Source organism: Sinorhizobium americanum (assembly GCF_001651855.1).
GTDB classification, from domain to species: Bacteria; Pseudomonadota; Alphaproteobacteria; order Rhizobiales; family Rhizobiaceae; genus Sinorhizobium; species Sinorhizobium americanum.
Genome location: NZ_LNQC01000075.1, coordinates 123,237 through 148,045, shown reverse-complemented (window position 1 = coordinate 148,045; position 24,809 = coordinate 123,237). Strand labels below are relative to the sequence as shown.

26 protein-coding genes and 1 pseudogene are annotated in these 24,809 nt (G+C 62.6%); 10 read left to right on the top strand and 17 right to left on the bottom strand.

Annotation, left to right across the window (positions count from 1 at the left end):
* Positions 1–129 precede the first annotated feature (129 nt).
* The 3 genes from ATC00_RS23820 (at position 130) to ATC00_RS23810 (ending at position 2,612) form a co-directional block, all read left to right on the top strand.
* Entirely contained in the window at positions 130–954 is an 825-nt protein-coding gene (locus tag ATC00_RS23820; protein WP_064254640.1) for a class I SAM-dependent DNA methyltransferase, read from the top strand.
* A gap of 72 nt (positions 955–1,026) precedes the next feature.
* Complete coding sequence (locus ATC00_RS23815) at positions 1,027–1,917, top strand: NAD(P)-dependent oxidoreductase (protein WP_268801749.1); 891 nt, start codon at positions 1,027–1,029, stop codon at positions 1,915–1,917.
* Complete coding sequence (locus tag ATC00_RS23810) at positions 1,914–2,612, top strand: DNA alkylation repair protein (RefSeq protein WP_064254639.1); 699 nt, start codon at positions 1,914–1,916, stop codon at positions 2,610–2,612. The genes ATC00_RS23815 and ATC00_RS23810 overlap by 4 nt, the downstream gene beginning before the upstream one ends.
* 69 nt (positions 2,613–2,681) lie before the next feature.
* On the opposite strand, the gene ATC00_RS23805 is transcribed toward ATC00_RS23810, so the two are convergent.
* From ATC00_RS23805 to ATC00_RS23795, 3 genes are all read right to left on the bottom strand, one after another.
* Entirely contained in the window at positions 2,682–3,170 is a 489-nt protein-coding gene (locus ATC00_RS23805) for an Lrp/AsnC family transcriptional regulator (RefSeq protein ID WP_037386133.1), read from the bottom strand.
* Positions 3,171–3,234: 64 nt separating this feature from the next.
* Positions 3,235–3,870 (bottom strand): uracil-DNA glycosylase family protein, encoded by a 636-nt coding sequence (locus ATC00_RS23800; protein ID WP_064254675.1) that lies wholly within the window; start codon positions 3,868–3,870, stop codon positions 3,235–3,237.
* Positions 3,863–4,564, bottom strand: coding sequence for a thermonuclease family protein (locus ATC00_RS23795; RefSeq protein ID WP_064254676.1), 702 nt, complete (start codon positions 4,562–4,564; stop codon positions 3,863–3,865). The genes ATC00_RS23800 and ATC00_RS23795 overlap by 8 nt, the downstream gene beginning before the upstream one ends.
* Before the next feature lie 237 nt (positions 4,565–4,801).
* On the opposite strand from ATC00_RS23795, the gene ATC00_RS23790 reads away from it, so the two are divergent.
* Positions 4,802–6,337 carry a sensor histidine kinase gene (locus ATC00_RS23790; protein ID WP_037386135.1) on the top strand — a complete coding sequence of 512 codons (1,536 nt, stop codon included), beginning with the start codon at positions 4,802–4,804 and terminating at the stop codon, positions 6,335–6,337.
* Positions 6,338–6,360: 23 nt separating this feature from the next.
* Here the strand turns inward: ATC00_RS23790 and ATC00_RS23785 are convergent, their stop codons facing one another.
* Positions 6,361–6,771, bottom strand: a complete 411-nt coding sequence (locus tag ATC00_RS23785) for a diacylglycerol kinase (protein ID WP_037386137.1) — start codon at positions 6,769–6,771, stop codon at positions 6,361–6,363.
* 187 nt (positions 6,772–6,958) lie between these two features.
* Complete coding sequence (gene cobT / locus ATC00_RS23780; RefSeq protein WP_037386139.1) at positions 6,959–7,975, bottom strand: nicotinate-nucleotide--dimethylbenzimidazole phosphoribosyltransferase; 1,017 nt, start codon at positions 7,973–7,975, stop codon at positions 6,959–6,961.
* 148 nt (positions 7,976–8,123) lie between these two features.
* Between cobT and ATC00_RS23775 the strand changes: the two genes are divergently transcribed.
* The 3 genes from ATC00_RS23775 to ATC00_RS23765 are packed head-to-tail and all read left to right on the top strand — an operon-like array spanning position 8,124 to position 9,878.
* Complete coding sequence (locus ATC00_RS23775) at positions 8,124–8,912, top strand: adenosylcobinamide-GDP ribazoletransferase (protein WP_037386186.1); 789 nt, start codon at positions 8,124–8,126, stop codon at positions 8,910–8,912.
* A 46-nt stretch (positions 8,913–8,958) separates the two neighbouring features.
* Positions 8,959–9,180, top strand: a complete 222-nt coding sequence (locus tag ATC00_RS23770; protein ID WP_064254638.1) for a DUF1289 domain-containing protein — start codon at positions 8,959–8,961, stop codon at positions 9,178–9,180.
* A complete protein-coding gene (locus tag ATC00_RS23765) occupies positions 9,177–9,878 on the top strand; it encodes a TIGR02281 family clan AA aspartic protease (protein ID WP_037386143.1) in 702 nt (233 codons plus the stop codon). Before ATC00_RS23770 ends, ATC00_RS23765 begins: the two co-directional genes overlap by 4 nt.
* Before the next feature lie 83 nt (positions 9,879–9,961).
* Here the strand turns inward: ATC00_RS23765 and ATC00_RS23760 are convergent, their stop codons facing one another.
* The 3 genes from ATC00_RS23760 to ATC00_RS23750 all read right to left on the bottom strand — a co-directional run bounded on the left by ATC00_RS23760 (position 9,962) and on the right by ATC00_RS23750 (position 13,519).
* Positions 9,962–10,957: an ABC transporter permease gene (locus tag ATC00_RS23760; RefSeq protein ID WP_037386146.1), complete on the bottom strand. Its 996-nt coding sequence runs from the start codon at positions 10,955–10,957 to the stop codon at positions 9,962–9,964.
* 1 nt (position 10,958) lies between these two features.
* A complete protein-coding gene (locus tag ATC00_RS23755; RefSeq protein WP_037386149.1) occupies positions 10,959–12,524 on the bottom strand; it encodes a sugar ABC transporter ATP-binding protein in 1,566 nt (521 codons plus the stop codon).
* Between the two features lie 62 nt (positions 12,525–12,586).
* Complete coding sequence (locus ATC00_RS23750) at positions 12,587–13,519, bottom strand: sugar ABC transporter substrate-binding protein (RefSeq protein WP_064254637.1); 933 nt, start codon at positions 13,517–13,519, stop codon at positions 12,587–12,589.
* 184 nt (positions 13,520–13,703) lie between these two features.
* On the opposite strand from ATC00_RS23750, the gene ATC00_RS23745 reads away from it, so the two are divergent.
* Positions 13,704–14,705, top strand: a complete 1,002-nt coding sequence (locus ATC00_RS23745) for a LacI family DNA-binding transcriptional regulator (protein ID WP_234782411.1) — start codon at positions 13,704–13,706, stop codon at positions 14,703–14,705.
* Between the two features lie 25 nt (positions 14,706–14,730).
* Here ATC00_RS23745 and ATC00_RS23740 read toward each other — a convergent pair whose 3' ends face one another.
* The 8 genes from ATC00_RS23740 to ATC00_RS23705 form a co-directional block, all read right to left on the bottom strand.
* Positions 14,731–15,492, bottom strand: coding sequence for an ABC transporter permease (locus ATC00_RS23740; RefSeq protein ID WP_037386154.1), 762 nt, complete (start codon positions 15,490–15,492; stop codon positions 14,731–14,733).
* Entirely contained in the window at positions 15,489–16,415 is a 927-nt protein-coding gene (locus ATC00_RS23735) for an ABC transporter ATP-binding protein (RefSeq protein ID WP_037386190.1), read from the bottom strand. The genes ATC00_RS23740 and ATC00_RS23735 overlap by 4 nt, the downstream gene beginning before the upstream one ends.
* Positions 16,416–16,543: 128 nt before the next feature.
* Positions 16,544–16,876, bottom strand: a complete 333-nt coding sequence (locus ATC00_RS23730) for an ArsR/SmtB family transcription factor (protein ID WP_037386195.1) — start codon at positions 16,874–16,876, stop codon at positions 16,544–16,546.
* A gap of 6 nt (positions 16,877–16,882) precedes the next feature.
* Complete coding sequence (locus tag ATC00_RS23725) at positions 16,883–17,773, bottom strand: MBL fold metallo-hydrolase (RefSeq protein ID WP_037386157.1); 891 nt, start codon at positions 17,771–17,773, stop codon at positions 16,883–16,885.
* Positions 17,774–17,955: 182 nt separating this feature from the next.
* On the bottom strand, positions 17,956–18,777 hold the full coding sequence (locus ATC00_RS23720) for a sulfite exporter TauE/SafE family protein (RefSeq protein ID WP_037386200.1): 822 nt from the start codon (positions 18,775–18,777) through the stop codon (positions 17,956–17,958).
* A gap of 279 nt (positions 18,778–19,056) precedes the next feature.
* Complete coding sequence (locus ATC00_RS23715; RefSeq protein WP_037386160.1) at positions 19,057–20,283, bottom strand: extensin-like domain-containing protein; 1,227 nt, start codon at positions 20,281–20,283, stop codon at positions 19,057–19,059.
* Between the two features lie 206 nt (positions 20,284–20,489).
* Positions 20,490–21,035, bottom strand: coding sequence for a Kazal-type serine protease inhibitor family protein (locus tag ATC00_RS23710; RefSeq protein WP_064254636.1), 546 nt, complete (start codon positions 21,033–21,035; stop codon positions 20,490–20,492).
* A gap of 214 nt (positions 21,036–21,249) precedes the next feature.
* The gene (locus ATC00_RS23705; RefSeq protein ID WP_037386167.1) at positions 21,250–23,058 is read right to left on the bottom strand and encodes a methyl-accepting chemotaxis protein; all 1,809 of its coding nucleotides are present in this window, start codon (positions 23,056–23,058) and stop codon (positions 21,250–21,252) included.
* A gap of 201 nt (positions 23,059–23,259) precedes the next feature.
* On the opposite strand from ATC00_RS23705, the gene ATC00_RS23700 reads away from it, so the two are divergent.
* A complete protein-coding gene (locus tag ATC00_RS23700; protein WP_037386170.1) occupies positions 23,260–23,646 on the top strand; it encodes an acyl-CoA thioesterase in 387 nt (128 codons plus the stop codon).
* Between the two features lie 10 nt (positions 23,647–23,656).
* Positions 23,657–24,234: pseudogene (locus tag ATC00_RS23695) on the top strand (hypothetical protein).
* 8 nt (positions 24,235–24,242) lie between these two features.
* Here ATC00_RS23695 and ATC00_RS23690 read toward each other — a convergent pair.
* Positions 24,243–24,596, bottom strand: a complete 354-nt coding sequence (locus tag ATC00_RS23690) for a DMT family protein (RefSeq protein ID WP_037386173.1) — start codon at positions 24,594–24,596, stop codon at positions 24,243–24,245.
* Positions 24,597–24,809: the final 213 nt, after the last annotated feature.

Sequence of the window (24,809 nt, the reverse complement as noted above, 5' to 3'; positions counted from 1 at the left end):
CCACTAGGCGGCAGGCTGGCGAATTCTTGAGCAAATGCCAAACGCGGCCCGCATCGATGACACCAGATGACAGGCAAGGAGGGATAGCGGGCGATTGCCAAAGCGCTTCCGCAGTCGTAAGAAGCGGCCATGACGCAGAAGACCAAAAAGATCGACGAAGAAGCGCTGGCGGAAGCCTATAACCGCGCGCTTTCCCTGGAAAAGTCCGGCAATTTCGACGCCGCGGCGGCAGCTTACCGCGAAGTGCTGGAGCTCGATCCCGATGATCACGGCGGAGCTTCGATCAGGCTTGCGTCCATGGGGCGGGGCGAGACACCGCTCAAGGCTCCCGATGCCTATGTCGCCACCCTGTTCGACCAGCATGCGGACGTCTTCGACAATGTGCTTGTCGATCAGCTCGGCTATTGCGTGCCGCTCCTCGTCCGCCAGCGCGTCCAAGCCCTAGAACTCGGCCCCTTCAAGCGCGTGCTCGATCTCGGCTGCGGCACGGGCCTGACCGGCGGCGCGTTGCGCGATCTGGCGGAGGACATCACCGGCATCGATCTCGCCGAGAACATGGTCGAGATTGCCCATGAGAAGGACCTCTACGAGACGCTCTATGTCGCCGAAGCAGTCGATTTCCTCGACGACAATGAAGAGGCGCCGTTCGACCTGATCGTCGCAACCGACGTGCTGCCCTATTTGGGCGCACTGGAGGCCCTCTTCTTCGGCGCCGCCGACAATCTCGTACCGGGCGGCCTGCTGATCTTCTCGAGCGAAACTCTTCCCGATGAGACATTCGCCGGCAATCCCTTCATGGTCGGCCCGCATCAGCGCTTCGCCCATTCGGAAGCCTATCTGCGCGACCGGCTCACCGCGACCGGATTTGAGATCGTCGAGGTGAGCGACATCACCGTCCGCATGGAAGAAGGCGAGCCGATTGCCGGTCAACTGGTGATCACCCGCTTCCTCTGACCCCATTCGGTCGACAAAGAGCCGACACTCGGCCTTCCGCCTCCCGTCCAATTCCGCTAAACCTTTGGCCAAATCGAAACGGGAGCATTCGCAATGGCCAAAGTCGCATTCATCGGTCTCGGCGTCATGGGTTATCCGATGGCCGGCCACCTCAAGGTTCGTGGTGGGCATGAGGTGACGGTCTACAACCGCACGGCCGCCAAGGCTGAGCGTTGGGCAACCGAGTTTGGCGGGCGCGCGGCGGCAACGCCGGCAGAGGCAGCAAGGGGCCAGGATTTCGTCTTTGCCTGCGTCGGCAATGACGACGACCTGCGTTCCGTCACCACCGGTAAGGACGGAGCATTCGAGGCGATCGGCTCCGGCGCAGTCTTCATCGACAACACGACCGCCTCCGCCGAGGTTGCCCGAGAGCTTTACGCCGCCGCCCGCGAAAAGGGTGCGCATTTCATCGATGCGCCGGTTTCCGGCGGCCAGGCTGGTGCCGAAAACGGTGTCCTGACGGTGATGTGCGGCGGCGACACCGAGGCCTTCGATCGGGCAAAGCCGGTCATCGAGGCCTATGCGCGCATGGTCGGGCTGATGGGGCCGGCGGGCGCCGGCCAGCTTACCAAGATGATCAACCAGATCTGTATTGCGGGCCTCGTTCAGGGCCTCGCCGAAGGCATCCATTTCGGCAAGAAGGCTGGGCTCGACATCGAGAAGGTGATCGAGGTCATCTCCAAGGGCGCGGCCGGCTCCTGGCAGATGGAAAACCGCCACAAGACTATGAATGCCGGAAAATACGACTTCGGCTTTGCCGTCGACTGGATGCGCAAGGACCTCGACATCGTCCTCGCCGAAGCCCGGCGGAACGGCGCCAAGCTGCCGGTCACCGCTTTGGTCGACCAGTTTTATGCCGAGGTCCAGACCCTTGGCGGCAGCCGCTGGGACACTTCCTCCCTGCTCGCCCGGCTGGAGAAATGACGCCTTCGCCGGCGTCATCGGCGGAAGAGCTCATCAATCATCTGCGTGGCCATGCCTCTGCGGAAAACCGCGCAGGCATGGGGCGCTTCGGCATTGCAACTGAAACTGCGCTCGGCATTTCCAATGTCGAGCTTCGCCGTGTCGCGCGACTGGCCAAGACCAATCATTCCCGTGCGCTCGCGCTTTGGCGGTCCGGCATCCGCGAGGCGCGCATCCTGGCCGCCTACACCGCCGATCCCAAGGCATTGACGCTTGACGAAGCACGGCTTTGGGCTTCCGACTGCAACTCCTGGGAAATCGTCGACACGGTAGCCGACCTGTTCGTCGCCGCGCGCTTCGAGCAGGTGCTGATCCCGGAATGCGTCCGCGACAACCGCGAATTCGTCCGCCGCCTCGCCTTCGCGATGATCGCCACCTGCGCCGTGCATCTGAAGCAGGAGCCGGATGCGGCCCTGCTCGCCTGGCTGCCTTTGATCGAGGCTCATGCCGACGACGAACGCAACTTTGTGAAGAAGGCGGTCAACTGGGCCTTGAGGCAGATCGGCAAGCGCAATGCCGCTTGCCACAGACCTGCGCTGGCGCTTGCGGAAAAGCTCGCCGCCAGCGGCAATCGCGCGGCGCGATGGACGGGCAAGGACGCCGTTCGAGAGCTGACCAGCGCAAATGTGCGCGGCAGGCTGGGCCTCACGATCTGAGATAAGGTATCAGAATAAAATCAAAACTATAGCAGCGAAAGTTTTACTTCTGTCTCAACTGCGCGAGGCCTAGTCGTCGTTCGATTTCGCCTGATCGATAACCATGTAGTCGAGCGGCAACTGCGTCGTATATTTGATCTGCTCCATGGCGAAGGCGGAGGAGACGTCGCGGATTTCGATCTTGGCGATCAGTCGCTTGTAGAAGGCATCATAGGCGGCAATATCGGGCACGACGACGCGCAGCAGATAATCCACATCGCCGCTCATGCGGTAGAACTCGACCACCTCCGGAAAGTCGGCGACCACTTCGGAGAAGCGGCGCAGCCACTCCATGGAGTGAGCGCTGGTGCGAACCGAAACGAACACCGTCACCTTTGTATTGACCTTGACGGGATCGAGGAGCGCGACGCGGCGGCGGATGACGCCGTCCTCTTCCATCTTCTGGATGCGCCGCCAGCATGGCGTTGTCGAAAGCCCTACCTTCTTGGCGAGGTCGGCAACGGCCAATGTCGAGTCTTCCTGCAGAAGGCGCAGGATCTTGCGGTCCAGACGGTCCATGGAAAATCCTCTCGAATATTTTTCTCTCTATACCGCGGATTTCATGAAGATAAAGAAAATTGTTTCAGCGGATCAAAGCGCCGACCCGATCGCGCAGATAGGGAAGCAGTTCTGCCTCGAACCACGGATTCATTCGCAACCAGCCGGTGTTGCGCCAGCTTGGATGGGGCATGGGCAATACGGCGATTTCGGAATTGCGCTGTACGTAGCGCCGCCAGTTGCGCACGGTCTCGGTCATGGATTTCGGACAGTCCGTTCCGAGATGCCAGCGCTGCGCGTAATGGCCGACCGCCAATACCAGTTCGATCTGCGGCATGGCGTCCATCACTCTCTGCCGCCAAAGCGGCGCACATTCGGTGCGCGGTGGCAGGTCGCTGCCATGCCTGTCATATCCAGGAAAGCAGAAGCCCATCGGCACAATTGCAAAGTTGGAGGGGTCGTAAAAGGTTTCTCGATCGACCGCCAGCCATTGCCGCAACCGGTCACCCGAAGCATCGTTGAACGGGAGCCCGCTCTCATGCACCCGCAAGCCCGGTGCCTGGCCGGCTATGAGTATCCGGGCATTGGCGGAGAGGACTGCCACGGGCCGCGGCTCATGCGGCAGCCGATGGCCCTCGCCGCGCGCCGGATCGTCGCGACAGAGGCGGCAGGCCGCGATCGCGGTGCGCAATTCCCGCAGCCGTTCCTCGGCGCTAGGCACCGACAATCCAAATCTGATTTTCGAGCCACTGCAGCATGAGTTCGAGCCAGTCGCCGGCCCGGTGCGGCGACTCTTCGCCCTTACCCTGGGTGCGGCGCCATTCCTGCGGCCGGACGAACTCGCCCGCCCACTGGCCGGCGCGGCGATTTCGCGCCTGTTCCTCCTCGTCACGATAGAGCCCATAGCTGACCGCAAGACCGGAGAGAACCATCTCGCGGCCGATGTCGCGCCCGCCGGCTTCGCAGAGGCCGAGCTCCCTGCCGTACCGGTCGCGCCCATGCAGGCGACAGCGCGTTGTCCTCCCTTCGACGAGTTCGGCCAGGCGCCGCCTTGCTTCCGCACCGCAGTCCCAGCTCGTCGTGCCACGCCGGCACCTCTGGTCGATCTCGGGAGCATCGATGCCCTCGATCCTCACGCGGCGGCCGGCGAGCCGCAGGCTGTCTCCGTCGCTGGCGACGGCGGCGCCGAGCAGTTCACCGGTAACGGCTTTTTCCGGCGGCGGCAGACTAGAGGCAACATAGGCGCCAAGACTCAACAGAAGCAGGAACACCCAGCCGCCGAACAGGCTGCCGCGTCCCTCCGAGCGATTGCTCCGCTGCGCAACGCTTCCCGGACGCCCAAAAACGAAGCGCCGTCCAGCAGCCGCCGGCTTTCCGCCACCGACGATACGGAATCTGCGGTGCCCTGGTTTCAAACGGCGACCTCTCTGTCTGGCATCAGGCAAAAACGCAATCGCGCCACAATGGTTGTCGAATCCTTCCATTCTGCATGTATCCCTAAATCATGCGATTTAGGGATAAGAACATGCAGCAATTCGAAGTGCTACAGCGACCTTAGCGCGTCTGATAGGACGCGCGGCGCTGTAGAGGCAGCAACTTCTTAAGGATTGCATCCTAGACTTCAAGCCAAACGCAATCCCCGACCCACGAGCATGAGCATCGCCGTCAGTACATCGACTGATAAGATCATCGTCGACAAGTCGCGAAACCATCGAAACAAGGCCGTTTCGAAGGCGGTGCGCGCGACTCGCCAGCGGCTGCAGACCGGTTCGTCCGCCCCTTCCGGCTTCGACCGCGAAATGCTCCTTCTCCACGTCGACGCGGTATTGCATGGCGCCATCGCCGTCCCCCTGCTCGTCGGCCTGATTTCGGTAATCGGGGTCTATCTTTCCGGGTCGCCGAGCATCCTCTTTTGGAGCGTGATGACGCTCTCGGCCCACGCGGTCACCGTCTACCTGGCGCGCAAGGCGAAGCGCCAGAACATCGGCACCGAGAAAGTCGCGATCTGGCGCCGCCGCTTTCTCGCCGGTCAATTGCTGATGGGGCTTTGCTGGGCCACCTTTGCCCTGCAGGACTGCAGTGCCTGCGGCGAGATCCAGTTCGCCCTCTTCGAAGGAACCGGACTGTTCATTGCGCTTGCCGCTACGGCCATGGGCACGTTTCTGCTGCGCAAAGCCCTCGTCTATACCTTTCTCCCCGTGGTTGCCGCGCTCGGCTTCACGTCATTGGCGGGCGGCGATCCCATTCATGTCGGCATGACCGGCATCCTGTCGCTTTCACTCGTTTTCCTGGCCTTCATGACCGAGAGGATGAACAAGGCCAATGTGCATATCCTCTCCATGCAATCGGAAAAGGACGACCTGATCGCCGAACTCGAAGTGGCGAAGTCCATGTCGGACGAGGCGCGCAGGCGCGCCGAAGAGGCAAACCTTGCCAAGTCCCGCTTCCTTGCATCGATGTCGCACGAGCTGCGCACGCCGCTCAATGCCATTCTCGGCTTCTCGGAAGTGATGTCGACGGAAGTGCTGGGTCCACTGAACAACCCGACCTACAAGGAATACACGGTCGACATTCACCGCTCCGGCGAGCATCTCCTGAACCTCATCAACGAGATCCTCGACCTTTCCCGCATTGAAGCCGGTCGCTACGAACTCAACGAAGAGGCCGTCAATCTCGTTGAGATCGCCGAGGATTGCATCGGCATGGTGCAGCTGCGCGCCCGCGGCAAGAACATCACCATCGAGCCGCAGTTCGAACAGGCGATGCCCTCCGTCTGGGTCGACGAGAAGGCGATGCGCCAGGTCGCTCTCAATCTCCTGTCGAATGCGGTCAAGTTCACGCCGTCCGGCGGAGAAATCGTCGTCAAGGCCGGCTGGACCGCCGGCGGCGGGCAATACATTTCCATCAAGGACAATGGCCCCGGCATTCCCGAGGAGGAGATTCCGATCGTGCTGTCCGCCTTCGGCCAGGGCTCGATCGCCATCAAGAGCGCCGAACAGGGCACCGGCCTAGGCCTGCCGATCGTCCAGGCAATTCTCGCCAAGCACAATGGGCAATTCATCCTGCGCTCGAAGCTTCGCGAAGGCACCGAGGCGATCGCCATCCTGCCGCCCCGCCGCGTCCTGCAGAGCCTTCCGCCGGTCGAGGACGTCCCCTCGCCGGCGCGCCGCCGCAAGAGCTTTGCCTGACCGCGCGCTCCGGGTGGCCGTGGTCAGCCGAGATGGCGGGCTAGAAATACCACGTAAAAGGCGTAGGTGGCATTCGCCAGGATGAGGCACAGGCAGGCGAAGGATCCAAGATCCTTGGCGTGCTTGCCCATTTCCGAGATCTCCGGCGAGACGCGGTCGACGATCTCCTCGATCGCCGTGTTGATCGCTTCGAACGCCATCATTAGCAGGAACAGGATGGCCATCGCCACATATTGGAAGATGCTGGCCCCGGCGATGACGAAGGCGACCATTGCAACTGCAAAGGCAATCAGCTCATGGCGAAAGGCCGCCTCGCCGACAAGCCGCTTCGCGCCGCCAAGCGAATAGCTCGCGGCCGCAAAGAGATGGCGGATGCCCTTATGCTTTGTGAACGGGGCGGTTCGGCTGCGGGGGGTGGTGTTCTTGGCGTCCATTTCGTCTCGACATGCTTGAAACTGCGAGCTTCGACAGTGCGATTGCGGCGAATGCGAGGCCGACTTCAATTGAAGAGCGCGCGCCCCGCGTCTGCGGATAGGCGAGAAGCCGCCCGGCATCAAGACCGCAGCTGCCAAGCATAACATGGCTGACAGTCGGCCGACAGGAAGCGCCGACGCCGCGGCTTCAGTCCTTGTTGCTGACGCCGGCCTGGGCGAAGGTCGCCATTCCGCCATGGCAGGCGGCGGCCGCCTTGACGATGCCCGCGGCAAGGGCCGCGCCGGTGCCCTCGCCGAGCCGCATGCCGAGCGCCAGGAGCGGCGTCTTGCCGAGCTTCTCGATGGCGCGGATATGCCCCGGCTCTGCCGAGACATGGCCGATGAGGCAATGGTCGAGTGCTGCAAGGTTGGCGGCCTTGAGGATCGCGGCGGCTGCCGTTGCCACGTAGCCGTCGATGATCACCGGCACTTTCTGCATGCGCGCCGCCAGAATGGCGCCCGCCATCGCCGCGATCTCGCGCCCGCCAAGCCGGCGCATCAGTTCGAGCGGATCGGACAGGTGATCGCGATGCAAGGCGACCGCCTTCTCGACGGCGGCGATCTTGCGCCTCAGCACCTCGCCCTCGGAGCCGGTCCCCGGCCCCACCCATTCCTCGGCCGTCCCGCCATAGAGGCCGAGGTTGATCGCGGCGGCGATCGTGGTGTTGCCGATGCCCATCTCGCCGATGCAGAGCAGGTCCGTACCGCCGGCGATCGCCTCCATGCCGAAGGCCATCGTTGCCGCGCAGTCCCGTTCCGACAGAGCGGCTTCCTCGGTGATGTCGCCGGTCGGATAATCGAGCGCTAGGTCGAAGACCTTGAGCCCGAGGTCGTGGGTGACGCAGATCTGATTGATGGCCGCCCCGCCGGCGGCGAAATTCTCCACCATTTGTGCCGTAACGGAGGACGGGAATGGTGTGACGCCCTGCCTTGTTACACCATGATTGCCGGCAAAGATCGCAACCAGCGGCCGGTTGACCGCGGGCGGACGGCCGGTCCAGGCGGCGAGCCAGAAGGCGATTTCCTCAAGACGGCCAAGCGCGCCCGGCGGCTTCGTCAGTTGCCCATCACGTTCGCGCGCCGCAACGAGCGCCGCGGCATCGGGACCCGGCAGGTTACGCAACAACTCGCGGAAATCATCAAACGGCAGGCCGCTGGCACTCATGGGGAATCCTTGCATGTCCGAAGGGGCGTTCGATGCCCTCATAGAGGCTGCCATCGCTTCCGGCAACGGCATTTGCGTCAAATGCTGTCCACGGAGCATGATCCGGCAAAGGGCCGGTGATTCGGACGGATCCGGCCCGGGAGAGACAATGCGCTTTGTCGGCGATTTCTGTGATGATCTGGCGCGGTCGATTGCGTTCCTGAGCCGCATCCCCATGCCTGAGCGGCATTTCGCCGGCCATGACGGCCGGTTGAGCCGCGCCGTGCGCGCTTTCCCGCTCGCCGGCATCCTGATTGCCTTCCCTGCCGCTCTGCTCGCCGTGCTCCTGGACGTGCTTCAGGCGAGTTCGCTGTTCACCGCTTTCCTGATCGTCGGCGTGCAGGCGCTCGTCACCGGCGCGCTGCACGAGGACGGCCTCGGCGACACCGCCGATGGCCTCGGCGGCGGCCGTGATCGCGAGAGCGCGCTGGCGATCATGAAGGACAGCCGCATCGGCACCTATGCAGCGGTGGCGCTCATCCTCTCCTTCGGCCTTCGCGTTTCCGCGCTCTCGGCCTTCCTGCCGCTCCTCTCCCCCGTCGGGGCCGCGTTTGCTCTTCTCGGGACCGCCGCCCTCAGCCGCACGGCCATGGTCTGGCACTGGTCGCGCCTACCGCCGGCGCGCCGCGACGGAGTCGCCGCGGCAGCCGGCGTTCCGGAGCCGCGCGCCACATCGCAAGCGCTTGGTTCAGGGGCGATCCTCTCGCTTCTGCTGTTTTACGCGGCCGGCGTTTCTCTGATCGCGACCCTGCTTGCATTCGCCGCATTCGCCCTCACCTTGCTGGGCTTTGGCAGGGTCGCTAACCGCAAGCTTGGTGGCCACACCGGCGACACGATCGGCGCCATGCAGCAGCTGACGGAGATCGCCGTTCTCGGCGCTCTTGCGTTGGCCATCTGAAAAGCCAATATAAATCGACGAATCAGATCGGAGCACGTCAAAGCCGATGGAATCTCCCTGCATTCTCGTCTGTGCGATCGATGACCGGACAGGCTACTGTTTCGGCTGCGGGCGTACGCGGGATGAAATCGGCTCCTGGACGCTCTACACCGATCACGAGCGGCATAGCATCATGCAGGCGCTGCCGGCGCGGCTTGAGACCGTCGAGCGCAAGCCGCGCCGGGAAACACGCCGGGCCCGTTTGGCGCGGGAACGAAGCGGCGCATGAATCGTCTGATCCTTCTGCTGGCAATCCTCGCCATCGGCCTGGCGCTCCTCCTTTTCAATCACGACAGCGGCCAGACTTTCGGCATGAACAATGACGACTTCGGCCAGCTGGTCTCGCTCGGGGCCATTGCGACGCTGCTTGCGGCCGGCATTGTCCGCAGCCGACGCCATTTCGGGGAGAGTCTGCGCCAGATCGCCACATGGCTGCTGATCACGGTCGGCCTCGTTTCCGGCTATGCCTATCGCGTCGAGCTTCAGGCCTTCGGCGACCGGGTGCTCTCCGAACTCGTGCCCGGCCGGGCGATGGTCGTCACAGACAGCGAGGGGCAGCCGGAAGTCGTGCTGCGCAAGCGCCTCGACGGCCACTTCCAGGCCGACGCGACGGTCAATGGGCAGGAGGTCAGCATGCTCGTCGATACCGGCGCGAGCAGCATCGCGCTAACCTACGAGGACGCCGAGCGGATCGGTCTCGATCCTTCCAGGCTCGGCTATACCCTGACCGTGATGACGGCGAACGGACCGGCGCTGGCGGCGCCGGTGACGCTGGAGGAATTCGCGATTGGCCCGATCGAGCGCCGCAATATCCGGGCAACCGTCGCGGCCGAAGGCAAGCTCGACCGCAGCCTGCTCGGCATGAGCTTTCTCTCGACCCTCGACACTCTGCAAATGCGGACGGATGAACTGCGCCTGCGGGACTAAAATGATCCTTCTTGCCGCCGCGACGGTCTTGGCGCTTTAGTCTGGGTGCGGCCGAGCCTTTGGCTGAGGGCGGATCGCCGCCGTCAGGCGGCCGTGATCCGTTCGCGGTACTTGTCGACGATGACCGCCAGGATGATCACCACGCCGGTGATCAGCTGACGCATGAAGTCGCTCAGTCCAAAGAGGATGAGGCCGTTCGCGAGAACGCCGATGATGCAGGCGCCAAGCAACGTTCCGATCACGCTGCCGCGTCCGCCGCTGAGGCTCGTTCCGCCGATGATGACGGCAGCGATGGCGTTGAGCTCGAAGCCGATGCCGATGATAGGGCTGGCGATGTTGAGCCGTGCCATGTAGACAATGGCGGCGATACCGACCAGCACACCGGCGATCGTGAACGCCGCGATCTTGTAGATCATCAGCGAGTGGCCCGCGAGGCGAACAGCTTCCTCGTTGTTGCCGATTCCATAGAGCAGACGCCCGAACACGGTCCTCGAAAGAACGAACCAGGCAATGCCCACCAGGGCAAGCGCAATCAGGAACACGACCGGCACGCCGTAGATCATCTGCGAGCCAAAGGCGTTGAAACTCGGCGGAAAGGAATAGATGGTCCGCGCATCCGTGACCTGCAGCGCCGCGCCGCGGGCGATGTTGAGCATGCCGAGCGTGACGATGAAGGAAGGCAGCCCCCAGAACGCGCTGATCCAGCCGTTCAGGAAGCCGCAGAGCGCACCGGTCCCGACCGCCGCAACGGTCGCCAGGCTCACCGCCTGAAAGACCGAAAGATCCGGGATCGTCAGCACCGAACCGCCGACCACCGCGCAGAACGCCAGCATGGAGCCGACCGAGAGATCGATGCCGCCGATAAGGATGACGAAGGTCATGCCAATGGCAAGGATCAGGTTGATGGTGATCTGCGTCAGGATGTTGGAAATATTGTTCGGCGACAGGAAGTGATCTGCCGTCAGCGCGAAAAACAGAATGAGCAGCAGGAGTGCGATGCCGATGCCGGCATCGCGCAGCAGCAGCTTCATCGACACCGCGGGGGCCGTTGCAGTTGGTAGGTTTTCGTCAAGTTGCATATCAATGCCCCGTCTGTCTTTTTTCGCCCTGGTAGGCATAGGTCAGGATCTTCTCTTCGGAGAAGTCGGCGCGCCGGAGCGAGCCGACGATGCGATGCTGCGACATCACCATGATCCTGTCGCACAGCGTCATAAGTTCCGGTAGCTCCGAGGAGACCACGAGCAGCGCCAGGCCGCGTTCCGCCAGCCGCCGGATCAAGGCGTAGATCTCCGCCTTGGCGCCGACATCGACGCCCCGCGTCGGTTCATCCAACAGCAGGATCTCCGGCTTGCGGGCAAGCCATTTGGCAAGAACCACCTTTTGCTGGTTGCCGCCTGAAAGCGTGGAGGCGTTCTTGCCTGGTCCGCCATATTTCAGCTTCAGATCGACTCCGAGCTTTTCGGTCAGGGCGTTTTCGGCCCGTTGGTCGAGCAGACCGTGGCGCGACACATCGGCCAGCGAGGCCATCGTGACGTTCGCCGCGATCGGCATCGACAGGATCAGCCCCTCCTCCTTGCGGTCTTCCGTGACGAAACCGATCCCCGCGCGGATCGCGTCGCGCGGCGAGCGCAAGGACATCGGTTTGCCATCCCGCAACAGCGTACCCGACAGGGGTGGCTCGGCGGCGAAGATGGCGCGCAGCAGTTCGGTGCGACCGGAGCCCACCAGACCGGCAATCCCTAGAATTTCGCCCTTGTGCAGATCAAAGGATACGCCGTCTTCGTGCGGCGACTCCGTATGTCGGAAGTTGACTAGCGACAGCACTGTCTCGGAGCGCGCCGACGACTCGATGCTGTGGGTCATTTCCTTTTGCAATTGCTGGCCGACCATGGCTCGGACGAGTTCGTCCTGGGTCGTCGCGCCGATGCGGCGGCTCGTGACGGTCTCACCGTTACGCAACACCGTTACCCGGTCGCACAGCCTGAAGACCTCGTCGAGGTGATGCGAGACGAAAATGATGGATACGCCACGACGCCGCAGATCGTCGATGATCGCGAACAGTCGCTCGGTTTCACGCGACGTCAGGGTCGCGGTCGGTTCATCCAGGATGAGGACCCGGCTCTCGGTCATCAGTGCACGGGCGACTTCGACAAGCTGCCGATGGGCGATGCCGAGCCGTTCCACCGGCCAGCGGACGTCGATATCCTTCAGGCCGATGGCATCAAGAGCGGCTCTGGCGCGTGTATTCATGTCGCGGCGCTTCACGACTCCGAGGGCGTTGCGCGGCAGATGCTCGATGAAGATGTTCTCGGCGACCGAGAGAAAGGGGAGCAGGTTGAACTCCTGGTGCACGACCTGCACGCCGCGCGCCTTGGCGTCCCGCGGCGAGTGCGGCGAATAGGCTTCACCGGCCAACGCTATGACACCGGAGTCGGGCTTGACGATGCCACAAAGCACTTTGATGAGGGTGGACTTTCCGGCACCGTTCTCGCCGATAAGCCCGTGCACCTCTCCGGGTGCGATAGAGAGCGTCACGCCGGCCAGCGCCACCGTTCCGCCGAAGCGTTTGCGAATGTCGTGAAGCTCGAGTAGCGGCGCAGTTGCCGGGTTCGGCGCGCTGTCGGCGTGGGCCAGATTCGTATTCATGGAAACACCCGTGCGGGAGAAGACCGTACCGGTAGGAAACCGGTACGGTACGGCAGGTCCCGTTACTTCACGTCGTCCGTGGTAACGAGCTTGATGTCGGTCTTGACCCAGCCCTCGAGCTTCGGTCCGCCGCCTACCACCGCCAGGGCCTTGTCGATGGCATCGGATGCCATTTGCGAACCGAACTGGTCCACGGTGGCGAGCAGCTTGCCATCCTTAAGCAGCGGCTGGACGGCCGAGACGTTGTCGAAGCCGACGACCTTGATGTCGGAACGGCCGGCAGCATCGAGCGCCTTGATGACGCCGATTGCCATCGAATCGTTTGCCGCCATGACACCCTGGATGTCCGGGTGGGCCGTCAGCATTGTCGAGAAAACCGAGTTCGCCTCTTCCGTCTCCCAATGCGCGGTACGCGAATCGAGAAGGTTGAGCTTGCCGGCAGCGACCGCATCCTCAAAGCCGAGTTTGCGCTGGGCCGCGTTGTCGGCGCCCGGATTGCCCTCGATGATGACGACCTTGCCGCCTTCGCCGAGCGCCTTGGCGAGAGCGTCGCCGGCCAGCTTGGCACCGCCGCGGTTATCGGGACCGACGAAGGCCAGATCCAGCCCGGCATCCTTCTTGGCCTGTTCATCGAGCGAGACATCGAAGTTGACCACCGTGATGCCTGCATCGATCGCCTTCTTCAGCGGAGCGACCATGGCGCGCGAGTCGGCCGGTGCAATGACGATCGCATCGACACCCTGGGTGATGAAATTCTCGACCCCGTTCAACTGGCTTTCGAAATCCGTTTCGTTCTGCATGCCGATGGCTTTCAGCTCGTAGTCGCCACGCTTCTTGGCGTGAGCTTCGGCGCCCTCCAGCATATTCTTGAAGAAGTCGTTGGCGAGCGACTTCATAACGAGGCCGACCACCGGTTTGTCAGCGGCGACGGCAATGGTCGGAAGCGCAGTGGCTGCGACGAGCGTCAGGACGGATGCGAGTTTGGAAAGTTTCATCGATTCTCCTCCGTGAGAAACCGCCGCCCTCCAGCGACGGTGAAACGTTTCATTGCTAAGCTCAGATGTCGTTTCAGGCAGCAGGAAACCGTTTCATCGCTTTGCTGTCAATATGAAACGTTTCATCGTTGCAATCTTTTGCACTGTATCTATATCCTGCGGCCTAGAAGGCGTGTCCTCGGGGGTGCTCTTGACCGTCACCATAAAACATGTCGCCAAGGCGGCCGGTGTTGCCGTCGGCACGGTTTCGCGGGTCCTTGCGAAAAACAAGACAGTCAATGAAGAGATCCGCATCCGTGTCGAGGAGGCGATCCAGGAGCTCGGCTACCAGCCCAACACGCTTGGACGGAGCCTGAGACTGAACAAGACTGATCTCATAGGCCTGGTGATCCCCGACATCACCAACCCCTTCTTTGCCGAATTAGCGAAACACGTCGAGATGCTGGCTTCGTCCGAAGGGTATTCCGTGCTTCTTGCCAACAGCCATGACGATCCCGCCGCCGAACAGCAGCAGGTACAGGCGCTACTCGGTCGTCTGCCGAGGGGTCTTATCCTGGTCCCGGTCAGCGAAAGCACGATTGGCGACCTCGTCAGCGGCAAGAATACCGTTACCGTCGACCGGCCTCTACAGGGACAGACGCTCGTCGGGGTGGACAACCGAAGAGGCGGCTACCTCGCCGCCGACCACTTGTTGTCGCTTGGGCACCGCCGCATTGCTTACATGAGCGGTCCTCCCACACTCGATGTTGCGCGCGAACGGCGTGAAGGCTTCGTCGGCCGGATTCGCGAATTTCAGCAACAGCATCCGAGCCAGCCGCTCGCCTTCCAGACCGTTGACGGCAATTTCGACTACAGGGCCGGCGAGGAGCTTGGCAACAGGCTGCTGCGACAGGAACACCCGCCGACGGCAATCGCCACCGCCAGCGACCAGCAGGCGATCGGGCTGATGCGCGCGGCCGCCGACGTCGGTCTTTCGATACCGAATGATCTATCGATCGTCGGCTTCGACGACATTCCGCTCGCCTCCCTCGTTCTGCCACGCTTGACGACCATTCGCCAACCGCTCGCCGAGATCGCGCGGATTGCGCTCAAGGCAATCCTCAGCCGATCCTCCACGCCACACGACTGCAAGCTCGAACCGGTCCTGGTCGAACGAAACTCAACCCGCGCCTGGCCCGGGCGGTAGCAAACCGTGTCGCTTGGTCTGGCCGTCAGTTGCGCAGTCTGTAGCCGGTGCGGAAGATCCAGGTCAGGACAGCCATGCAGATCGCTAGGAAAGCCAGAATGATCACGGCGCTGGCAAGCGGGTTGACGTCGGAGATCTCGAAGAAACTCCAGCGGAAACCGCTGATCAGATAAAGCACCGGATTGAAGTGGCTGACGGCCCGCCAGAAGGGCGGCAGCATGTCGACCGAGTAGAAGCTTCCGCCCAGGAAGACGAGCGGCGGAACGACCAGCATCGGGATCAGGTTCAATTGTTCGAAGTCTTTCGCCCAGATGCCGATGATGAAGCCGAACAGGCTGAACGTCACCGCCGTCAGGACGAAGAAGAAGATCATCGCGAAGGGATGGGCGATGCTGAGATCGACGAAGAGCGATGCGGTGATCAGGATGATCGTGCCGATCATCAGCCCCTTCGTCGCCGCCGCGCCGACATAGCCGAGAACGATTTCCAGCATCGAGATTGGCGACGACAGCACTTCATAGATCGTCCCCGTGAACTTCGGGAAATAGATGCCGAAGGAGCCATTGCCGATGCATTGCGTCAGCAGTGTCAGCATCATTAGCCCGGGCGTGATGAAGGCGCCATAGGAAACCCCGTCGATCTCCTGGATGCGTTCGCCGATCGCCGCCCCGAAGACGATGAAATAGAGCGATGTCGAGATGACCGGCGATACCACGCTTTGCAGCAGGGTACGTCGCGTACGCGCCATCTCGAAGAAATAGATGGACTTGATTGCCTCGATGTTCATCGCCCCGCCTCCACGATCTCGACGAAAATGTCCTCGAGCGAACTCTGCTGCGTCGAGAGGTCCCGAAGCCTGATACCGGTTTCGGCGAGCGCCGCGAGCAGCGCGGTGATGCCGGTACGTTCGGCGCTCGTGTCGTAGTCGTAGATCAAGCTCTGGCCATTGTCCTCGAGTGTCAGATTGTAGGACGACAGAGAATCCGGAATACGCTCCAAGGGCTGGGCGAGATCGACGCGCAACTGCTTACGGCCAAGCTTGGCCATCAGCGCATTCTTGTCCTCGACCAGAAGAATTTCACCGCCGTTGATGACGGCGATCCGGTCGGCGATCTCTTCCGCTTCCTCGATGTAATGCGTGGTCAGAATGATCGTCACGCCCGCGGCGCGCAGCCGCTCGACGACCTCCCACATGCTCTTGCGCAGGCTGACGTCGACGCCGGCGGTCGGCTCGTCGAGGAAGAGCACGCGCGGCTCGTGCGACAGCGCCTTGGCGATCAAAACGCGCCGCTTCATGCCGCCGGAAAGCTCGCGCAGCATGTTGTCCTTCTTGTTCCAGAGCGACAGGTCCTTCAGCACCTTCTCGATGTGGGCGGGGTCCGGCTTCTTGCCGTGCAGGCCGCGCGAGAAGGAAACGGTGTTCCACACGGTCTCGAAGGCATCGGTCGTCAGTTCCTGCGGCACCAGCCCGATCATCGCCCGCGTTTGCCGAAAGTCGCGCACGACGTCATGGCCATTGACCGTGACCTCTCCGCCGCTCGGATTGACGATGCCGCAGATGATCGAGATCAGCGTGGTCTTGCCGGCGCCATTCGGCCCGAGCAGGGCGAGAATCTCCCCCTCCTCGATCTCGAGGCTGACGCCCTTCAGCGCCTCGAAGCCTGAGGCATAGGTTTTCGACAGGTTCGAAACGGAAACAATAGGAGCCATGAAAAACGAATCCGGAAAGCGGGGCAATATCGGCGGGTTGCCGCTCTATATGGGCCAATTCGCGCTGTTTTGCAGCCCGTCCCAGACAAAATTACGGTGACGCACCGTTCACGGACGCCGATAGATGGTTATCGCTTCGTCCCATCCCGGCAGAAGATGTCTTGGAGGGCGGTGATCAATCGCGCAGCCCTTTCTTCGGCAAGGCGATAGAAGATCTGCTTGGCGTCGCGCCGCGTCGCAACGATGCCCGCCTCGCGCAGCACGGTCAGTTGTTGCGACAAGGTCGGCTGGTGAATGCCGAGCATCTCTTCCAACTGACCCACCGAACGTTCGCCGTCGGCGAGCGTAGAGACGATCATCAGCCGATTCTGGTTTGCCAGCGTCTTGAGAAGCGCCGCAGCTTCACCCGCCTGCCCGCCCATGTCCGGAGCGAGGTTTCGACATTTGGTGACCGTTCGCATCTCCATTCAACCCCATGCCGCTCCCTTGAGGGCATTGAGCGGAAACTTCAAATAGCGCGCGCCGTTGGCCTCCGGGTCCGGCAAGCGGCCGCCGCGAATATTGACCTGCAATGCGTGCAGGATCAGCTTCGGCATCGGCAGCGTCCTGTCGCGTGCCTCGCGCAATTGAACGAACTGATCCTCGCTCACGCCGGCGATATGGTGATTGCAGCGCTTCTCCTCGCCGACCGTGCTTTCCCAGCGCGGCTCGCGGCCCCCCGAGCGGTAATCGTGCCCGGTGAAAACGCGGGTTTCGTCCGGCAGCGCCAGGATCTCGCCGATCGAATGCCACAGCTGACGCGCGTCACCCCCGGGGAAATCCGCCCTCGCCGTGCCGCTGTCCGGCATGAACACTGTGTCGTGGACGAAGGCTGCGTCGCCGACGACATAGGTGATGGAGGCAAGGGTGTGGCCCGGCGAATAGAGCACCCGGGCTTCGATCGATCCGACGTAGAAGCATTCGCCCTCATCGAAGAGATGGTCCCACTGCGACCCGTCCGTCTCGAGCTCCGGCCAATTGTAAATATCCTTCCAGAGCTTCTGCACCCGCACGATCCCGGATCCGATACCTGTCGGCGCGCCGGTCCGTTCCTTCAGATAGGCCGCGGCCGAAAAATGGTCCGCATGCGGATGGGTGTCGAGGATCCATTCGACCGTCAGGCCGTTCTCCGCGACGTAGTCGAGGATTAGATCCGCCTGCACGGTCGCCGTCGCGCCGGACTTTTCATCGAAATCGAGAACCGGGTCGATGATGGCGCAACGCTTCGTGGCCGGATCGGAGACGACATATTGGATGCTGCACGTGCGGCACTCGTAAAAGCCTTTGACTTCCGGTTTTGCAGTTGCAGCTGCCGGCATGGGCGCCTCCATATCATCGGTATATATTTAAATATAATATATATCGAAGGATCACGCCAAGTGACCCGTGCGAGTCCTGCGTTGCGTGTTCAAGAACTTGGATAGTGATTATCGCACAGCCGCAGGGGCAAGACTCAGCCATTTTGGGTGGCTGGCGAGGCGACTATCCGGGTCGGCGCTGGCTAGCCGTAAAGGCTGTAGAGAAAGCGCAAGGCGATCAAGGTCATGAAGATGCCGAACCCGAACTCCAGCTGCCGCCTGTCCATCGCATGCGCGAGCCGAACGCCGAGCGGTGCCACCAGCAGCGAGACCGGAATGATCAAGGCGACGGCGATCCAGTTGATGAAGCCGGTCGAAAGCGGCGGCAGGCCGGGCTCGCCCCAGCCCGCCCAGATATAGCCGAACAGCCCCGGGATGGAGATCAGCACGCCAACGCCGGAGGAAGTCGCGATCGCCTGGTGAATCGGCCGGTTGTACAGAGTCATGAACGTGTTGTTGAGCACGCCGCCGCCGACACCCATAAGTGCAGACAGAACGCCGATCACCACGCCGACGAGCCACTTGGCCGGATTTTTCGGAAGCTCCGTGCCAAGACGCCAGGTCGCTCGGTTGAAGATCATTCGCAATGCGACCGCAAACGCGATGACGGCGAAGACCAATCGCAGGGTCTCGCTGCTGACATAGGCGGCGATCACGGTAGCAAGGAGGGCGCCGAGCGGAATGGCAAGGATCCAATTGCGCAACACTGCCATGTCAACCATGCCGCGCCGATGGTGCGCCAGGAAGGAGCGTACCGATGTCGGCACGATGATTGCGGTCGAAGTGCCCACGGAAAGATGCATCCGCACCGCGTCGTCGACGCCAAGAAGCCCGAAAACCTGAAAGAAGACCGGCACCAGGATCGCACCGCCGCCGACGCCGAAGAGGCCGGCAAGCACACCGGACACGACGCCGGCCGCAGCCAGCGCCAGGGCAAACATCATCAGTTCCGAGAGCGGCGGCATGAGTAGCCAATCGTGCTGAAAGCCGGCAGCCGGCGCCGCCGATAGGAAAGAGCCCTTCCCTGTCATGAAACGGTGATGCTTTTCAATCACCTTCAGTGCGCGTGGAGCAACCCCGCTCTCGTGACTTGCACGCCGGAGCCTCCCCTATCCTCCGGTCGTTTTCGGCCGGCTCCCGCCGGCCATTTTTCTTTGCGCTAAAGCGCATCGTGCGACGCGAATTATTTTTTTGTCTCGCGCATGTCGTTATCCCGAAACCGCTGCACACTTTTGGGCGATGGGCTAATCGCAATGCCGGTAACCGGACTTCCGCGTCCTGAGGTCAAAGTGGAAATGGTCCTTGTGGAAGGGGTCGCTGCCGGGGCCGAGCACGGTGTTGAAATACTTGCAGCTATCGGCCCGCACCGCCTTCAGCAGCCCGCGCTCCCGGAAGGCGAAGAAGCCCTTCCGGCGCACGTCGATCTCCTTGCCGTTCTTCAGCACGAATTTGCCGACGTCGATCGCATTGCCGCGTGCGTGTTCCGACATCGGATTGCCGCGGCGCGAGTTCATCGTCCGGCAGGAATAGCCGCCGAGCGGCTTGATCGTCTTGACGCCCGACCAGTAGCGATAGCGCGAAGACGGCGCGAGCTCGTATTTCACCCACTTGGCGAAGGCTTCGGTCACCTGGCAATTGAGCTTGACCGCCGGCTTGACGCCAATATTGCCGGAAAGACCGCTGATCTCGACCGGATAGTCGATGCCGCAGGACGGACCGTCTTGGATGCGCGGCACGTCGCGGAAGACGACGCCGAGCTTTTTCAGGCGCTGGCGGCAGGCGATCTCCGACCGCGGCATTTCACCGGTATATTCCGGCGCCGACAGGGGATTGCGGGCGCGGGGCAGGAAGGCGACCTGCTGCGGCTCCTCGGTGCGCCGCACCGTTCGTTGCGGCGTGACAGATCGCGCCCTCTTCGCCTCTTCGGCGGAGATCTGCTCCGGCGTCAGCGGTGGCAGATCGGGATCGTAGCCCGGCGCTGCTTCGATGGTTGGCGCCGGCTCGGCGGGACCGCCGAACTGACGCACATTGTCCTCGCCGATGCCGCCGACGACCGGCTGGGCGGTGTTGCCTTCGGCGATGTCACCGGCTTGCTCCTGCGCCAGGCCGACAACCGGCTCGACGCCGAGCATGGCATCCATGTTGACGCCTTCGGGAGGAACGGTCATCGGGCCGGCGCTCGCGACTTGCGTCTCAGCCATCTCCGGCTCGCTGTCGATCATCGGCAGGCGGCCCTGCGTTTCGGCCGCGCCGGCGCTCCTGTCGCTGACGGTCGATACCGGCTCTGGAGAGGGATAGGCAGCCGCCTGCTGTTCCGGACTCGAAATGACGCGGCTCGGCCGGATGGCGCCGACGCGCGAGGCGTCGTCGATCCGGACGGGCGGCGACAGTACGTCCGTGCTGCAGGCCACAAGCGGAAGAGACAGCAGCAGCGCCGTCAACGGTCGATGGAGAAGAGAAACATACGCCATACCACTCGCCGCCTTCGTCCGTGACAAAGCCATGACTTTGCCGGTCCACCGCCCGCCCGCGATCGAAACCTGAAGGTCCGCTATGTCGCCAAGCGGGCAAGCGGCCGAAAAAGTCGGGCTGAGGCCGCACTATACGGAAACATGGTAAATGAAGCGTTTGCCGGCGCCGCAAATGGGACCGGCGCTCGCTTAGGGGCGACCATTCTTCAGCCGCACTCGCCGCCATGCACGATGCGGAAGCCGGCGGCACCGGCCTCGCAGGCATTCGGGAAGGTTCTGAGCCGGCCGCCGCGCTGGCCGCAAACCGGAGCATATTCCCGCGTGCAGAACTGCTGCGGCGGTGCGGGTCCATCGCCGCGACGGCATTCGCCCGCCCCGATCACGCGGAACCCGTCGGCGCGTGCCACGCAGGCATTTGCAAATGTCCGCCTCAGCCTGCCGCGCTCGCCGCAGACCGGTGCGTATTCACGGGTGCAGGCCTGCTCCACCGGTGGACGGAAGTCGGGCCGGCATTCGCCGCGGTGAAGGACGCGAAATCCGTCGGCACGGGCATTGCAGGCATTTGGGAAGGTTCTGAGGCGGTTGCCGCGTTCGCCGCAGACCGGCGCGAATTCCATGGTACACATTTGCGGCGGCCGGATCGGCGGGCGGGGACGCGGTTCGTCGACGACAACCGTGCAGGCGGAGAGCAGGCCCATGACCATCAAGATTGCCGCAGTTGTCGGCGAAATGAGAAGCCTGAGAAGCGCCATGAAGTCCTCCGCGATCGTGCTGTGCCTCGAGCGAATTGCAACAGCCGCTCGTTCCCGGCGCGATCTCACCCGGAACGGAGGACGCCGTCAATATCCGCGAACCGGTCCGACTGCATGCAACTATGAATAGGAGTAGCAAAAGCGCTGAAAAGAAGAACCCGCGCTCCTTCGAACGCGGGCCAAGCCTTGCATTTACTTCGCTTTTGTTGGTGCGTCAGGCGGCCCGGCCATAAGCCGCTTGCCCGTCCCGCAGGCGGAACCTGTCGAGCAACGTCTTCAGTTCGCGGCTTTCCTGCGCCAGGACCTGGCTGGCGGCGGTCGTTTCCTCGACCATCGCCGCATTCTGCTGGGTCATCTGGTCCATGCTGTTGACGGCCGTATTGACTTCTTGCAGGCCCGTCGCCTGTTCCCGCGCCGCGGTGGCGATCGAGGCGACCTGCTCGTTCACCTTGTTGACGAGAGCCTCGATCTCCATCAGCGCGTCGCCCGTGGAGCGGACGAGTTCGACGCCCGCACCGACCTCCTTGACCGACGTGCCGATCAGATCCTTGATCTCCTTTGCGGCCCCGGCCGAACGTTGCGCGAGCTCGCGAACTTCCTGGGCGACGACCGCGAAGCCGCGTCCCGCCTCGCCCGCCCGCGCCGCTTCCACGCCGGCATTCAGCGCCAGCAGGTTGGTCTGGAAGGCGATCTCATCGATGACCCCGATGATCTGGCTGATGCGGCTCGAGGAATCCTCGATCCGGCCCATGGCATCGATCGCGTTGCGGACGATGCCGCCCGATTTCGCCGCGCTTGCCTTGGTCTCGTTGACCATGTCACGGGCCTCAACGGCGCGGTCCGAGGCATGGCGTACGGTCGAGGTGATCTCGTCGAGCGCGGCTGCCGTTTCCTCCAAGGCGGCCGCCTGCTGTTCCGTCCGCCGCGCCAGGTTGTTCGCCGCTTCGGAAATGTCGCCGGCACTGCCGTGCACGATCTCGGTCGAATGCGAGATTGACCCGATGACATCGCGAAGCGCGGCAACGGCAGTGTTGAAGTCGTGCTTGAGCTTGCCGTATTCCGGCGCGATCCGCCCGACCTCGGCGGTGAGATCGCCGCTTGCCAGCCGCTCGAGCGCTGCGCCGAGCGCTTCCATCGCCTCGGCCTGGGTGGCGGCGGTCGAGCGCTGCAGTTCCTCGTTGCCGCGCCGTTCGGCGTTCAGACGATCCTGCTGCTCGACTTCGCGCGAGCGCAGCTCCAGGCGCTCCTTGACGGAATCCCGCAGCACCAGCAGCACCTTGGCCATCTGGCCGATCTCGTCGCCACGGTCCGTTTCGGGCACCTCCGATGAAATATCCTCGTCGGCGATCGCCTGCATGGCGACTTTCAGTTTTTCGACCGGCCGCACGACGCTGCGGACGATCGCCAGCGCCGCCAGCAGGATCGCCAACGCCGCCGCCGCCAGAATACCGCCCACCTGCCAGGCGCGCTCGCGGAACATCGCCGCGAGGTCGTCGGCATAGACGCCGGTGCCGACAACCCAGCCCCAGGGCTTGAAGCCGGCCACATGCGAATATTTCAGCACCGGCTCCTCGGCGCCAGGCTTCGGCCAGTAATAGTCGACGAAACCCCTGCCCTGTGCCTGCACCGTCTTGACGAATTCGACGAACAGGAACTTGCCGTTCGGATCCTTGTTCTGGGAGAGATCCTTGCCGTCCAGTTCCGGCTTGATCGGGTGCATCACCATGGTTGGATGCATGTCATTGACCCAGAAATAGCCGCTGTCCTGGTAGCGCATCGCCTTGATTGCTTCCAGGGCGCGCTTCTGGGCCTCCTCGCGCGAGAGCGTCCCGGCCTCTTCCTGCTTGTGATAGGCCTCGAACACCGTAACGGCGTTCTCGTTCATTGCCGAAAGCATCGCCTTTCGTTCGGCGACGAGCTTGTCCTGCGCCTGGATCAGGCCAAAGGTCAGCGCCGCCGCCATGGCCAGCAACGCAAATGCCACAAGCGCGTAGAGCCGCGCGGAAATCCGAAATCGTCTCATCCCAGCCTCCCTCAAAGTTGGTGCAGGATACAGGCAGGAATTTGCGAAGCTCCTAACAAAGGTTTTGCTAGATTTTAGGATGGACAAATTAACGTTTCGACAACCAAGACGACCGCCGACTGCTTCTCCGATCCGTGCAGAGCCCCTTTTTCGGATAGGCGCCATGCGCTAAAGCTTGCCTGAACGAGGGAGACAGGCGGCATGAATGCAGTGATCAAGCCGAACGGCGAGCTAACCTTGCGCACGCTGGCGATGCCCGGCGACGCCAATGCGGCCGGCGACATCTTCGGTGGCTGGGTGATGGCGCAGATGGACCTTTCCTGCGGCATCCGCGCCGCCGAACGCGCCCGGGGCCGCGTCGTCACCGCCGCCGTAAAGGAAATGGCCTTCGCCCTGCCGGTGAAGATCGGCGACACGCTTTGCATCTATACGGACATCGTCAGCGTTGGCCGTACTTCGATGACGCTCAAGGTCGAGGCCTGGGCGCAGCGCTATCTCTCGCATGTGATGGAGAAGGTCACCGACGCGATTTTCGTGATGGTGGCCCTCGATGGCAGCGGCAAGCCGACGCCCGTACCGGCGGAATAGCGGTAGAGCCATGGACGCGCCCGCGCCGGATCCGGCGATCTTCTCCCATATCCGCGTGGTGATGGGCATGATCATCAGCCTCAGCCTGGCTGAGCGGCGTGGCGCTCTTCATCCAGCACCCCGGCAAGACCAAGGTGTTCTGGATCCACCTCGGCTGGGTGCTGTTCCTCTTTATCTTCCTGGTGCATTTCTGGTGGTGGGAATATCACCTGCACGCCGTGGCGGTGATCGACGTCACCGTCTATTTGTTCGTCATCCTCTACGCCTGCGTCTTCTTCTTTCTCTGCGTACTGCTCTTTCCCACGTCGCTGGAGGACTACAGCGGCTACGAGCATTATTTCATGTCGCGCCGCGCCTGGTTCTTCGGCTTCCTCGCGCTCGCCTTCCTGGTCGACCTCATTGACACCGCTGGGAAAAGCCTATTTCGAGTCCTTCGGCATCGAATATCCGCTGCGCAACGCCGCTTACATATCGCTCTGCATCGCCGCTGCGCTGACGCCGAACCGCCGGTTCCACGCCGCCTTTTTCGTCGGCGGCGTGCTCTACCAACTGGCGTGGATGTATCGGGCGTTCGATTTGTTGGACTGATTCAGGGCTCACCCCTTGAAGATAAACGCCGCGCCCAGCGCGATGAACGCGAAGCCGATCAGTTGATGCCAGCCAATCGACTCCTTCAGCCAGAAGACTGAAAAGAGGACGAAGATGGTGAGTGTGATCACCTCCTGCATCGTCTTCAGCTGCGCGGCGGAATACACGGAATGGCCGATGCGGTTGGCCGGTACTGCCAGCCAGTACTCGAAAAACGCGATGCTCCAGCTGGCGAAGATGACGATGTAGAGCGGCGAAGACGTGAACTTCAGGTGGCCGTACCAGGCGAAGGTCATAAAGACATTGGAGGCGATGAGCAGCAGGATCGGCCAGATATAGGCGGGATTGATGGCGAAGGGCATGAAGACCTCGGGAGGATGCGAATCGGTGTCCGAGTATGATCTGGACGCAGTCGTCGGGGTTCAAGTTTTTCTGGTCTGCGCGAAAGCGGTCCCGCCCAACGTGACCCTGTCCCTGTAATCGCAAAGCAACGTCCGTCTCGCCCGAGCCGTCGACCGGGTCGCCAAGGCAGAAAATCCGCGCCGGCCGTTTCCCTTTTGTACTCATTCCCCCTT